General features: G+C 66.4%; 12 protein-coding genes. 4 read left to right on the plus strand and 8 right to left on the minus strand.

The genetic code is table 11. The features are described from left to right. The first annotated feature begins 15 nt into the window (after positions 1 to 15). The 4 genes from BWO91_RS19445 to trxA all read left to right on the plus strand — a co-directional run bounded on the left by BWO91_RS19445 (position 16) and on the right by trxA (position 5,492). Positions 16 to 2,355, plus strand: coding sequence for a DUF6049 family protein (locus BWO91_RS19445; protein ID WP_079003757.1), 2,340 nt, complete (start codon positions 16 to 18; stop codon positions 2,353 to 2,355). Next, positions 2,348 to 3,964, plus strand: a complete 1,617-nt coding sequence (gene murJ / locus BWO91_RS19450; RefSeq protein ID WP_079003758.1) for a murein biosynthesis integral membrane protein MurJ — start codon at positions 2,348 to 2,350, stop codon at positions 3,962 to 3,964. Before BWO91_RS19445 ends, murJ begins: the two co-directional genes overlap by 8 nt. A 151-nt stretch (positions 3,965 to 4,115) precedes the next feature. Continuing rightward, on the plus strand, positions 4,116 to 5,126 hold the full coding sequence (gene trxB, locus BWO91_RS19455) for a thioredoxin-disulfide reductase (RefSeq protein ID WP_079003759.1): 1,011 nt from the start codon (positions 4,116 to 4,118) through the stop codon (positions 5,124 to 5,126). Between the two features lie 45 nt (positions 5,127 to 5,171). After that, the gene (gene trxA / locus BWO91_RS19460; protein ID WP_079003760.1) at positions 5,172 to 5,492 is read left to right on the plus strand and encodes a thioredoxin; all 321 of its coding nucleotides are present in this window, start codon (positions 5,172 to 5,174) and stop codon (positions 5,490 to 5,492) included. Between the two features lie 269 nt (positions 5,493 to 5,761). Here trxA and BWO91_RS19465 read toward each other — a convergent pair whose 3' ends face one another. The 8 genes from BWO91_RS19465 to rpmH form a co-directional block, all read right to left on the minus strand. Beyond that, a complete protein-coding gene (locus BWO91_RS19465; RefSeq protein WP_079003761.1) occupies positions 5,762 to 6,820 on the minus strand; it encodes a ParB/RepB/Spo0J family partition protein in 1,059 nt (352 codons plus the stop codon). Further along, positions 6,820 to 7,722: a ParA family protein gene (locus BWO91_RS19470; protein ID WP_276207400.1), complete on the minus strand. Its 903-nt coding sequence runs from the start codon at positions 7,720 to 7,722 to the stop codon at positions 6,820 to 6,822. The genes BWO91_RS19465 and BWO91_RS19470 overlap by 1 nt, the downstream gene beginning before the upstream one ends. Positions 7,723 to 9,918: 2,196 nt before the next feature. Then, positions 9,919 to 10,560 (minus strand): 16S rRNA (guanine(527)-N(7))-methyltransferase RsmG, encoded by a 642-nt coding sequence (gene rsmG, locus BWO91_RS19475; RefSeq protein WP_079003763.1) that lies wholly within the window; start codon positions 10,558 to 10,560, stop codon positions 9,919 to 9,921. Between the two features lie 30 nt (positions 10,561 to 10,590). Next, a complete protein-coding gene (locus BWO91_RS19480; RefSeq protein ID WP_064294041.1) occupies positions 10,591 to 11,094 on the minus strand; it encodes a protein jag in 504 nt (167 codons plus the stop codon). Positions 11,095 to 11,102: 8 nt separating this feature from the next. Then, positions 11,103 to 12,086, minus strand: a complete 984-nt coding sequence (gene yidC, locus BWO91_RS19485) for a membrane protein insertase YidC (protein WP_064294040.1) — start codon at positions 12,084 to 12,086, stop codon at positions 11,103 to 11,105. A gap of 9 nt (positions 12,087 to 12,095) precedes the next feature. Next, on the minus strand, positions 12,096 to 12,407 hold the full coding sequence (gene yidD, locus BWO91_RS19490; RefSeq protein ID WP_079003764.1) for a membrane protein insertion efficiency factor YidD: 312 nt from the start codon (positions 12,405 to 12,407) through the stop codon (positions 12,096 to 12,098). Beyond that, positions 12,404 to 12,835, minus strand: a complete 432-nt coding sequence (rnpA, locus tag BWO91_RS19495; RefSeq protein WP_346425809.1) for a ribonuclease P protein component — start codon at positions 12,833 to 12,835, stop codon at positions 12,404 to 12,406. The genes yidD and rnpA overlap by 4 nt, the downstream gene beginning before the upstream one ends. Then, positions 12,774 to 12,911 carry a 50S ribosomal protein L34 gene (gene rpmH, locus BWO91_RS19500; RefSeq protein ID WP_056010217.1) on the minus strand — a complete coding sequence of 46 codons (138 nt, stop codon included), beginning with the start codon at positions 12,909 to 12,911 and terminating at the stop codon, positions 12,774 to 12,776. Before rpmH ends, rnpA begins: the two co-directional genes overlap by 62 nt. Positions 12,912 to 13,238 lie beyond the last annotated feature (327 nt).

A 13,238-nucleotide genomic window follows, 5' to 3' on the forward strand; every position in this document is an offset into this window, starting at 1 on the left:
CCGTCCCCACCGCCCATGACACGCCACCGCCACCGCCCACGCCTCCTCAGCGCCCTCGCAGCAGCCGCGCTGTCGTTCGCCGTGGTGTCCGCCGGCGGTTGGTCCACGGGTTCCAGTGCGATCGCCTCGCCCGAGCTGAGCGCGAACACGGCATCGACTCCCGACGGCCTCGTGTCCGTCGAGGTGAGCCCGAGCGACGGGGGAGCGGTCGAACCCTCGTCCCTCACCTCGTTCGGCATCACGCTCACGAACGGCACCGACGCCGATCTCCCCGCCGGCTCCGTGTCCGTGGCGGTCACCACTGCGAGGATCACCGGCACGGCGGCGCTCGACGCGTGGCTCGACACGACCGGGGCGGACGCGGCCGCGACCCCCGCCGGTACCACCGTGGTGCGGACGATCGACATCCCCGAGCTCATCGCCGGACAGCAGTACGTCGTCAGCGGGCTCGACTTCACTCCTCCGGCGCTGGGCTTCGACGACACCGACGCGTGGGGCTCCTACGGCGTCTCAGCCGGCTACGTCGCGGGCGACACGGCGGCCGGAGGTCGGACGGCGCTCGTCTGGCGGGCGCAGGGCCAGCCCACGTCCGCCACCGTCGCGCTCGTGGCCCCGCTCACCGTGCCGCTCAGCTACGGCGGACTCCTCGATGCGGACGAACTCACCGAGCTCACGGCCGACGACGGTGCGCTCACGACGCAGCTCGACGCACTCTTCGGCGAGCAGATCGCGCTCGGGATCGACCCTCGCATCATCGCGTCCGTCCGCGCGCTCGGCACGCGTGCCCCGGAGAGCGCCGTCGCCTGGCTCGCCCGCCTCGAGGCCGCACCCAACGAGACCTTCGCGCTCCAGTACGGCGACGCCGAACCCGCCGTGCAGGCCGAGGCCGGCCTCGATCGACTACTGACCCCGAGCTCGTTCTCCTTCGCCCTGAACGTCGCCGACTTCCCCGTCGTGCAGCCGACCGAGACGCCCACCCCGACCGGGTCGCCGACCACCGGGCCCGACGACGTCCAGCCGACGCCGCAGGCCGGCTCCCCGACGGCCACGTCCTCCGACTCATCGGCGGCAGCCACTCCCTCGGAGGAACCGACACCCACACCGAGCCCGTCCGAGACGCCCGGCCAGGCGGTGCCGACCGTTCCGACGATGGACGAACTCCTCAGGTGGAGTTACTCGCTCCCCAGCATCGTGTGGGCGGGAGGCGCGGTGACCGATGCGGATCTCGCCGTCTTCGCCGCGTCGGGCGGAACGGTCACGATGCTCGACTCCGCGAACACGACCGACACCGGACAGTCCGTGCGCGCCTCGGCGACGGTCGGCACAGCGCGGACGCTGCTGGCCGACCACGGCCTCGCCGAGTCGCTGGGCGACGCCGCCGCCGCCACGACGGACGCCGCGTTCGAGAGCGCCATCGCCGACGTGAACGCCCGGGCGGCCGCCATCGGCACGGAGGGTTCGTCCGGCGGAACGGTCGTCGCCGTGCTGCCTCGGGGAGTGGACGCGACCCTGCCGGCCCTCGCCGACACCGTGAACGCGCTCCGCTCCCTGCCGGCCACGGCGCAGACCTCCCTGGCGGCGACGCTCGCCGAACCCCCGGCGGCGGCGACGCTCGGGGCGATGACACCCGACAGCGAACGCGTGTCCGACGTACAGGTCCTCCTCGACGAGGAACAGGACGTCACCGCCTTCTCCTCGGTGCTCGACGAACCCGAGCTGCTGACCGGACGGGAACGCGCCACCCTGCTCTCCAGCCTCGCGGCCGGCTGGCTGCGTGCGGAGGACGCCTGGGGATCGGCGGTCACCGCGCAGCAGGAACGGACGGACGCGGTCCTCGCGTCGGTGCGCGTCACCGACAGCAGTCGCATCAACATGGTCGGCGGCGAGGTGTCCCTGCCGTTCGCCGTGCGCAACGACCTGCCCTATCCCGTCACCGTGGTCATGGAGGCCTCACCGAGCAACGGTCGGTTGAGCATCTCCGGTTCCGTGACGCAGGAGATCGCCGCGGACTCGCGCGCCACCGTGCTCGTCCCCGTGCAGTCGCAGATCGGCAACGGCGACGTCACCCTCCGGCTGCAACTCTTCAGCACCAGCGGGCAGGCGATCGGTGACCAGTCCTTCGTGGGCGTGAACGTCCGCGCCGACTGGGAGGGCATCGGTGCCGTCGTCCTCGCCCTGCTCGTCGCCCTGCTGTTCGTCAGCGGTGTGGTCCGCATGGTCCTCAGTCGACGAGCCAAGCGACGCGCGTCGGGCGCCACTTCCGCCGCCTCCGCAGCTGCTCCGGACAGCGGTCAGCCGCCAGGCGATGAGCCCCCGGTAGAGTCGTCACCCGGACGACAGGAGACGAATGGCTGACGGCATCGGCAGAGCGAGCGCGCTCCTCGCCTCGGGAACCCTCGTCTCCCGACTGCTCGGCTTCGTCAAAGCGATCCTCGTGGCTCAGGCCATCGGCGTCCTGGTCATCGGTGACACCTTCGCGATCGCCAACCAGCTCCCGAACACGATCTACGTCATCATCGGTGGCGGCGTGCTCAGCGCCGTGCTCGTGCCGCAGATCGTCCGTGCGGGGGTCCATGCCGACGGTGGCAACGCGTACATCAACAAGCTCGTCACCATCACCCTCGTCTTCATCGGCGGGGCCACCGCGCTCATCACCCTGCTCGCACCCGTATTCGTGTTCATCGTCGCCGCGACGCTGTCGCCCGATCAATTCGCGCTCGCGACGGCGTTCGCCTACTGGTGTCTCCCGCAGATCCTGTTCTACGCGCTCTACACCGTCCTCGGGGAGGTCCTGAACGCACGCAAGATGTTCGGACCGTTCACCTGGGCACCGGTGCTCAACAACGTCATCGCGATCGCCGGGCTCATCGCCTTCATCACGCTGTACGGCAGCGGCGACCTCGCGGTCAGCGAGTGGACCGACGGTCGAACGGTGCTCCTCGCAGGGTCCGCCACCCTCGGCGTCGTCGTCCAGGCCGCCTTCCTCATGCTGTTCTGGCGTCGGGCCGGACTGCGTTTCCGACCGGACTTCCAGTGGCGAGGCGTCGGCCTCCGGGCCACCGGACGGATCGCCAGCTGGACCTTCGGCATGCTGCTCCTGACGACCGGTGCCGGGATCGTCGAGACCCAGATCGTCGCCTCCGTGAGCGATCAGGGGCCCTCGGTCGCGATCCTCAACTACGCCTGGCTGATCTTCATGCTCCCGCACTCGATCATCACCGTCTCGATCGCGACGGCCTATTTCACGCGGATGAGCGAGCACGCGCAGGGCACACGCGAGCGCGGACGGGACATCCAGCGACTGCAGGCCGACATCTCCGGGGCCATCCGCGTCGTGAGCGTCCTCATCGTGCTCGCAGCGGCCGTCATCATGGTGGTCGCCGTGCCATTCGGGAGCGTCTTCGCCGAGACGTTCGAGCAGGCGCAGGCGATGGGTGGCATCATCATCGCCTTCATGATCGGACTCGTCCCCTTCTGCATCCTCTTCGTCCTCCAGCGCGCCTTCTACGCCCTCGGCGACACGAAGACGCCCTTCTTCTTCACCCTGTTCCAGACCCTCCTGTTCGTCCTCCTGGCGCTGATCGTGCTCCTGGTCCTCCCACCGCATCTGGTGGGTGCCGGCGTCGCGCTCGCCATCACGATCGCGTGCATCGCTCAGACCGTGGTCGCCGCACTACTGCTCCGGCGCCGGCTCGGGGGTCTCGACGGCCGACGCATCGTCCTGAGCCTGGTCCGGTTCATCGCCGCCGCCGTGCCTGCGGCCGTGGTCGGCGTCGTCGTGCTGCTGCTGCTCGGCGGTGTCAGCGAGGAGGGGTTCCCGACCGCCACGATCCCCGGCGCCATCGTCACCATGGCCGTCGTCGGGGCGGCGATGGCTGCCGTGTACCTCGCGGTGCTCGCCCTCCTGCGCACGCCGGAGCTCAAGGCTGCCTTGGCACCCGTCCTCGCCCGATTCGGGCGCTGACTCGCACGCGTCGGCACTACCCCACGCACACCGACTGAGAGCTGCCCGAGGGCCCTGGGGGAGCGGAATAGCGGCCGGTTAGGATGTGTTACACCACTCGGAACCCCGGAACCCACCTGGTCCGGGAGCCCACGAACCACTGAGGAGCATCGTGCGTCAGGTCATCATCATCGGATCAGGACCCGCCGGCTACACGGCGGCGATCTACGCTGCCCGCGCCTCGCTGCAGCCGCTGCTCGTCGCATCATCGGTCGAGGCCGGCGGCGAGCTCATGAACACCACCGAGATCGAGAACTTCCCCGGCTTCCCCGAGGGCATCCAGGGCCCCGAGCTCATGATGAAGCTCCAGGAGCAGGCGGAGCGGTTCGGCACCGAGGTGCTCTACGACGACGTCACCGAGCTGAAGCTCGACGGCGAGGTCAAGACGGTCACCCTGGGCAACGGACAGGTGCACGAGGCACACACCGTGATCTTCGCCACCGGCTCCGCCTACCGCAAGCTCGGCCTGCACGACGAAGAGCGACTCTCCGGCCACGGTGTGTCCTGGTGCGCCACCTGCGACGGCTTCTTCTTCAAGGAGAAGACGATCGCGGTCATCGGTGGCGGCGACAGCGCCATGGAGGAGGCCACGTTCCTCACGCGGTTCGCGTCGAAGGTCTGGGTCATCCACCGCAAGGACACCCTCCGCGCGTCGAAGATCATGCAGGACCGCGCGTTCGCGAACGAGAAGATCGAGTTCATCTGGAACAGCGAAGTCGCCGGCATCACCGGTGCCGAGGCGGTCGACGGCGTGACCCTGCGCTCGACCATTGACGGCACGGAGACCCACCTGCCGATCGGTGGCCTGTTCATCGCGATCGGCAACGACCCGCGGACGCACCTCATCCACGGCCAGCTGGAGCTCGCCCCCGAGGGCACGATCGCCGTCAAGGGCCGCTCGTCGAAGACCAACCTCCCCGGCGTCTTCGCCGCGGGCGACGTCATCGACCCCACGTACCGACAGGCCATCACCGCCGCCGGCAGCGGCACCATCGCCGCCCTCGACGCGGAGCACTACCTCGCAGACCTCGAGCAGGCTGCTGGGGAAGCGTCGGCCATCGGCGAAGCACAGACCGCCGGTCGTCCGCAGCCGGCCGACCCCGTGCTCACCACCACCGTTTGATCGACGGCCAGGCTGTCGGCCTGGCCACCACGAAGGAGAACACTCATGTCAGATGCAGTCACCGAGGCCACGTTCGACGAACTGGTCATCAACAGCGACAAGCCCGTCCTCGTCGACTTCTGGGCCGCCTGGTGCGGTCCGTGTCGCGCGGTCGGCCCGATCCTCGACACGATCGGCTCCGAGAACAGCGACAAGATCACCGTTCTCAAGCTGAACGTCGACGAGAACCCGAACCTCGCCATGAAGTATCAGATCACCTCCATCCCTGCGATGAAGGTCTTCAAGGGCGGCGAAGTCGTGCAGACCGTCATCGGCGCCAAGCCGAAGGCCGCACTCGAGAAGGATCTCGCAGCTTTCATCGCCTGATCAGGTCATTCTGAAATGCGGAACCGCCCGGCTCATCCGAGCCGGGCGGTTCTTCGTTATCGCGGTGTTTTACGTGAAACACAGTGAATTTCTCCCTGACCAGGGATTCTCGAATCACAGAGCGTGTGTCTGTGGCACTTCGACAAGCTCAACGACCGCGATGGGTCGACCGCCTGTCAAGCTCGAGAACCCACCTTCTCGGTCCCTGAGCTTGTCGAAGGGTGCGGGGAACTCAGCGCCGAGCAACCCATGTTTCACGTGAAACAACCTCAGGAGGACTGACCGAAGCCCGACTCGCCAAGCTCGCTCAGGATGCGGTTGAGATCGGCGATGGTGGCGAACTCCACGACCATCTGGCCCTTCTTCGCACCGAGGGTCACCTTCACGCGGGTGTTCAAACGGTCGCCGAGACGGTCTGCGATCTCATCGAGTTGGCCGCGTCGCGATCCGGCGATCGGACGCGGCTTCTTCGCCTGAACACCCTGAGCCGCAGCAGCCTCGGCCGCGCGGACGGACAGGTCCTCGTTCACGATCTTGTCGGCCAGGCGCTGCTGTGCCTCAGGATCGGTCAGCGACAGGATGGCTCGGGCGTGTCCGGCGCTCAGCACACCGGCAGCAACGCGCTGCTGCACGGCCGCCGGCAGCTTGAGCAGGCGGATGGTGTTGCTGATCTGCGGGCGGGACCGCCCGATGCGGTTGGCAAGCTCGTCCTGGGTGATTCCGAAGTCGGCCAGGAGCTGCTGGTAGGCAGAAGCCTCCTCGAGCGGATTCAGTTCAGAGCGATGGAGGTTCTCGAGCAGCGCGTCGCGCAGCATGTCCTCGTCTGCGGTGTCCTTGATGATCGCGGGGATGCGGTCGAGACCCACCTCCTTCGAGGCTCGAAGACGCCGCTCACCCATGATGAGTTCGTATCGTTCGTCGTCGCCAGGGATCGGACGGACAACGATCGGCTGCAGGACGCCGACCTCACGGATGCTCGTGACGAGTTCCGCGAGGTGGTCTTCATCGAAGACCGTGCGCGGCTGGTTGGCGTTCGGCACGATGAGTTCGGGGGAGAGGTACGCCAGACGGGCACCGGGAACGGCCACGAGCTGCGGTCCATCTGCCGTCGTAGCAGCGGCGTCCGGGCCAGTGGGGGCGTCGGCTGCCGCGGCCTCTGCTGCGGCGGCGTCCGCGGCTGCGGTCGCAGCATCCTTCGCCGCCTTGCGGGCAGTGCCCTGGTTGTCGGGGAAGAAGACGTCGACGGGACGGTTCGCCTGCGAGTCTGAACTCGTCGTCGGAATGAGTGCACCGATCCCGCGACCAAGTCCAGTTCGTTTCGTTGCCATCAGTGACTGACTCCCTCAGGGTGGTTCGTATCGGGTGTATCGGAGGAGCCTGCGGCCCATCGGTTGGCGATCTCCGCCGCTGCTTCGAGATAGGACACCGCGCCGAGCGACGTGGGGTCGTAGCTGATGACGCTCTGTCCGAAGCTGGGCGCCTCGGAGATACGCACCGCTCGTGGGATGACGGACTCGAGGACCTGCCCGGTGAAATGGTCTCGGACGTCCTGAGCCACCTGCTGCGCGAGGTTGGTGCGCCCGTCGTACATCGTCAGGAGGATGGTGCTGACGGCGAGCCCTGGGTTCAGGTGCCGCTGGATCAGCTGGATGCTGCTGAGGAGCTGACTCAATCCCTCGAGCGCGTAGTACTCGCACTGGATGGGGATGAGCACCTCCTTGGCCGCAACGAAGGCATTGATCGTCAGGAGTCCGAGGGACGGTGGGCAATCGATCAAGACGTAGTGGAACGGCTCATCGGCATCCTGGATGAACTGTTCGAGGGCCGTCCGGAGTCTATGCTCACGGGCTACCTGTGAAACGAGTTCGATCTCCGCACCGGCGAGATGGATCGTCGACGGAGCGCAGAACAGCGTGGGGAACTCGGGGCTCTGCTGGACGACATCGGCCAGGGGGAAGTCGTCGATCAGGACGTCGTAGACACTCGGGACGTCGGAGTGGTGCTCGACGCCGAGTGCGGTGGACGCGTTCCCCTGGGGATCCAGATCGATCACGAGGACACGAGCGCCCGAACGGGCGAGCGCGGCGCCGATGTTGACAGTGGTCGTCGTCTTGCCGACCCCACCTTTCTGGTTGGAGACCGTGAAGACCCGAGTGTGGTCGGGCGTCGGCAGGGTTGCGTGAGCCAAGGCCTTACGCCTCTCAGTCAGATGATGGAGCTCGCGAGCCAACGGCGTGGACGCGTCGAAGGCGCTACCAACGGAGTCGCGCTCGGGAGCCGCGGAATGCGTTGGTTCGGGTTGTTTCACGTGAAACCTTCTCGCTCGAAACGTGTCCTTCAACCGTACCAGCGTGGGCTGACGCCGGGGGAGCGATCTCCGAGCGTGCTCGGGGGAAGTGCGCACGCATGCCGGCCTCAGAGCGCCGTTTCGCGACACCCGCATCTCATCGAACGCCTCGAATGGTGCCCAGGAGGGGCAGCCCGCCCTCCATCTTCCACAGGGTTATCCACAGGGCAGCGGTATGCGCAATCCCGCGCAACCGCGTGCGCTTCGCGCGTGGAGGTCGATGCCGATCCGAGCGACCCGAGACGAGCCCAGCGGACGTGTGTTGACAACCGTGGGGGAGATCCCTCCGCCATCGGGCAGAGATCCGCGTCTTTCCGCGGAAGTTTGGACCCGAGCGGCCCACTCCGGGTCCGCGACGTCCGGGCTCTTGCCCCGGCGCGCGTTGGTCACAGTGTGGTGGTACGCGGATTGGGGCCCGCGTCTTTGCGGGAGATCACGATTTCTACGGCTGCGCTCGAGAACTGTCCACAGAGTTATCCACAGGCGTCACCTCCGCGCACGTGTGTGGATGAGCACTGTGCGACTGGCACCGGTCCGCGCCAGCGTTTCACGTGAAACCAAGGTGTGGCGCACGCGGAGCCACCGAACGGCTCGCATCGATAGGCACCTCTGCAGCCTCTGGCCACAGCCCGCCATTCGCCTCACCGCTGTGATCCGATACTGGGCGGAGTGGTAGCGGCGCGACATCACGCGACCATTCCAGTCCCGTACTCGAAACGTCTCACTTGACCGCTGTTTCACGTGAGACACTCTCGACAAGATCAACGCAATGGATAAGTGTGATCTTGAGCGCGAGCCGGCCGGGGACCGCGCGTGGTGCTCGTCGAACTCCGCTGCTCATCACCACCCCGCTACAGCAGCGCAGGAGCAAACTGCAACGCATGTTCCACGTGAAACATCCAACACGGTGCCGATCCAGCCACGTCGGCCTCCTTCGGGCGTGTATCGACTGAGAGAATCGAGTACACGACTTCCACTTCGATATGAACCACTTCTGATACGAGGAACTCTCGCGAGTAGCATCCACCCGCGTTCCACGTGAAACGTCGCGCAATCTCAACCTTGCGGCGCCAAGCACCCTCTACCGAAGCCATCTCTGCGCGCAGAATCATGCATCGTCAATCGGCAGCACGCCTACTCCGTCCAGGCCGACAGGAGTCACGAGCACGACCTCCGAAGTGCCGGCGCACCTCGACACGTCGTCACGCCGACTGGCCTCTGCGCAGCGCACGTCACCGCCCGGTCGAGGACAGCACCGGGGGAGCAGCAGGTTGCTCGGATCTGACCGCGCCGCTCGACGCCAGAACCTCCGAGAGCGGGGCGCCTTCGACGCAGGCGATAGCACCAGCCCGACCATCCCCGACCTCCCGGGCGGCGGCTCTCCCAGCACCTCAGCCAACACCGACCCACCGGCGGACATGAGTCTGCCGGCGGCCGGGCACCAGTCAGCCCGCAAGCACCTGAGGAACTGGCGGAATACGCACCTCGCCGCAGCGGCCCGACGGCACCATCCGCCACGTGATGAACCACCGCGAGTCAGTCGAACGTGTGGGACGGGGCGACGCATCTTCCCTGCAACCAAGGACGGACTCAGACCTCCCCGGACTTCAAACGAAGGCCGCATATCTCTGACGAGCACGCCCGGATCACCAACCTGGGAGGTTCACCATTGCCACCCACACTCGGCCGTCATCTCCGAAGGGGCGGTCGGACGGTCGGCCACCGCGTCGAGTATCGACGTCCGGGTGGGACGATCAGCGGAGCGTGGAGCATCGCCGCCCGCCAGTGGCCGTGCCGACCCCGCGTCACAGAAACGGGATGACGGGCCAAAGAAACAACATATATGAGATACCAGAGACCCTAAGGCTGACAAACGTCAGAAACACTCGAATCCAGCCCGCCCAGCGCGCCGGATTCGTGTCCGAACGGACCGGAGAATCGTTCCTGACGAACTCAGGACCGTTGAACTGGCCGCATATTCCGGGCCGGTTCGTCAGGAGCCATTCTCCCGAGGGCTCACAAGCCGACCGATATCGTCTGCGGCGCCCCTCACGGAGGCCCGGGCGCTCCCGACCGACCTCAGGCGCGAACGGTTCCCACGATGACTCGGGTCGGCTCCGCGAGAACGCTCTCGCCAAGCGTTCGGACCTCGACGCCGGAGACCCGGTACTTGCGAAGCTCCTTGGTCGACGCATCGACCTCCGCCTGCGCGCCGGCGCCCTTCATAAGGACCAGCTCTCCGCCGTCCCGAAGCAGGGGAGCGGTGAGGGGGAGCAACTTGCGCAGCGCACTGACCGCGCGCGCGGTCACCTGGTCGAGGGGCTCATCGAGGCGAACCTCCTCAGCGCGCGCTCGCACGACCGTGACGTTCTCGAGCCCGAGGACGCCGACCTGGTCGTTGAGCCAGGCGACCCGACGTTCCATCGGTTCGATGAGGACGAACTCGACATCTGGCCGCGCAATCGCGAGTACCAGTCCAGGCAGCCCCGCGCCTGTGCCGACGTCGCCCACTCGCCCGGGACGAAGGAGCGGTGCCACGATCACGCTGTTGAGGATGTGGCGCGTCCACAGACGCGGAAGTTCCAGCGGCCCGATCAGCCCGAGAGGCTCACCGAACTCCGCAAGGTTCGCGGCGAAAGCACGACCGACATCGATCCGGTCGCCGAACAACTCGGCTGCTTCCGCCGGTTCCGGTTCGAGTCCTGCAGGCACGTCAGTCATCGCAGTTTCACGTGAAACGATCAGGCCGCGTCAGCCGCGCGTGATGACGGTGTGACGGTCGCGGCCTTCGCCGTGCGACTCGGACACGAAGCCGCGAGCCGACACGATGTCGTGGACGAGCTTGCGCTCGTAGCTCGACATCGGGGGGAGTGCCGCCTCGGTGGAACCGGCCTCGATGCGCTCGACCGCTCGCTCCACGAGGGCGCCGAGCTCCTGCTGACGCGCTTCCCGGGATCCGCCGATGTCGAGGATGAGCCGGGAGAAGCCACCGGTACGGTTCTGAACAGCCAGGCGCGTCAGTTCCTGCAGCGCGTTGACCGTGTCGGGACGCGACAGGAGACGCAGGTTGCTCTCCGTGGGGGAGTCGATCGACACGTACGCGCGACCATTGCGGGCATCGATGTCGATGTCGCCATCGATGTCGCAGATGTCGAGGAACTCCTCAATGTAGTCCGCTGCGACGTCGCCCTCTTCTTCGAGCTGCGTGATGGTGGGCGCTTCGTCCTGGGCCGGGGCCAGTTCCTGGTCAGTCACCGATACTCCTACTTGTCTCGTCCGTCGGTCTGCTGCTTCTTTGCACGCGCCTTGCCCATGGGCTGTTGGCGCTGCGTCGGGGTCTTCTTCTCGGGTACCGGCGCCTCGGAGATCGAGATGACGTCGCCGTTCGGCGTCATGAGCTTGCCCTTCCGTGCGAGACGCTCCTCACGAGCCTTCGCAGCGTCCGAACCAGGGGTGGGCATGTTCCGGATGACGAGGAACTGCTGCACCATGGTCCATGCGTTGGACGTCAGCCAGTAGAACATCACGCCGAGCGGGAAGGCGAAGCCGGAAAAGAGGAACACGAAGGGCAGGATGTAGAGGAGGATCCGCTGCTGCTTGAACTGCGGGCTGGCCTTCGTCTCGGCCGACATGTTCTTCGACACGATCTGCAGCTGCGTGATGAACTGCGAGGCGCACATGAGGATGACCATGACGGCGGCGATGATGACGACCGCCCAGTTGACCGGGTTGCCGGCGAGTGCCGCCTGCATGCTCGTGTGCAGCGGAGCGATCCCGAACAGGTTCGCATCGCCGAACTGCACGGCGAGGGTCTCGTTCAGGGGACCGACGCCGGCCTTGCTCTTCTGGGCGTCGTTGAGCACGGAGAACAGGGCGAAGAAGATCGGCATCTGGACGAGCAGCGGCAGACATCCGCTGACGGGGGAGGTGCCGTGCTTCTTGTACAGCTCCATCGTCTCGCGGGACATCGCCTCACGGCTGGCCTGGTCGCGCTTGCCCTTGTACTTCTCCTGCACCTTCTTCATCTGCGGCGCGATCTCGAGCATCTTGCGCTGGCTCTTGATCTGCTTGATGAACAGCGGGATGAGGGCGGCACGGACGACGAGAACGAGCCCGACGATCGAGAGGACCCAGGTGAGACCGGCCGCGGGGTCGAGTCCGATGGCCGTCCACAGCAGGTGCCAGCCCACGAGGAGCAGCTCGACCGCCCACTTGAGCGGCCAGAGAATTGTGCCGATGATGTCCATAGGTGCGGGTCAGCCCTTTCCGTGGCTCGGTTGCACGACAAATCCGTGAGAAGTGACGCTGTACCGGAAGTTCTTCTTGGGCGGTACCTCGTCGAAACGAGGTGCTGCCCAGGGGTGGCATCTCGCGATGCGCGCCGCTGCCATCGCCGAACCGACGACGACACCGTGTTGCTGCACCGCTCCCAGAGCGTACGCGGAACAGCTGGGGTAATACCGGCAGACGTCGCCGTACAACGGGGAGATCGCGGCGCGATACCCGCGAAGCGCCAGCACCGCAGCATTGCGGGGCGCGAGGCAGGTTGCAGCGAGGACGCCGTTCATCTGTGCGCGTCCGCAGTCTCGGCGGTGACACCGCGTTTGGCGAAGGCTCGATCGACCTCGGCATGGAGCGAGGCGAACGGAGCCGTAGCTGCAGACGGCATCGCACGGATGACCACGTCAGCGCCGCGGGCAGCGTGAACCACGCTGTCGTGGCAGATGGCCTTCAAGCGACGTCTGACGAGGTTGCGGGTCACTGCGTTTCCGACCGTTTTCGCAACGATGAACCCGAAGCGCGGCTGTCCGCCCTTCGGGTTCATGCGTACGTACGTGACCGTGTGCTCGCCGACGAACCGGGACCCGCGACGAACTACCCCTCGGTAATCGTCGCCGGACGTGATCCGGCTCGCACGCTCGAGCACGACGGCTCTACGCGGAGAGTTCGGTGCGGCCCTTGGCGCGACGAGCCGACAGGATGCCGCGGCCGGCACGCGTGCGCATGCGCAGACGGAAGCCGTGCTTCTTGGCGCGACGACGGTTGTTCGGCTGGAAGGTTCTCTTGCTCATAATTACGATCTCCGGATCATGACCCACCACTGCACAGGTGGCAGCAGGGTACGGAAGGGTGCCCGTGGGCAGAAGTCAACTGATTAAACCTACGGTCTACTCGCGCGAAGGTCAAACCAGCGGCGCCCAAACGAATGATTATCCACAGGATTCTCAGAAATTGTAGCAGTGACACGCAGGGCGGCCGTACAGTGATTTGGGACTGGGGCGACGTCTTGTTAGCGTAAGCCCTCGGGTTATGCACAGCGTGTGGATAGCACCGCGCTCAGCCCCGAATACTCAGGGGAGAGCCTGTGGATGAACCTGTGAGTATGTGTGGGGAGAACT

This window comes from Plantibacter flavus (genome assembly GCF_002024505.1).
Lineage (GTDB): Bacteria > Actinomycetota > Actinomycetes > Actinomycetales > Microbacteriaceae > Plantibacter > Plantibacter flavus_A.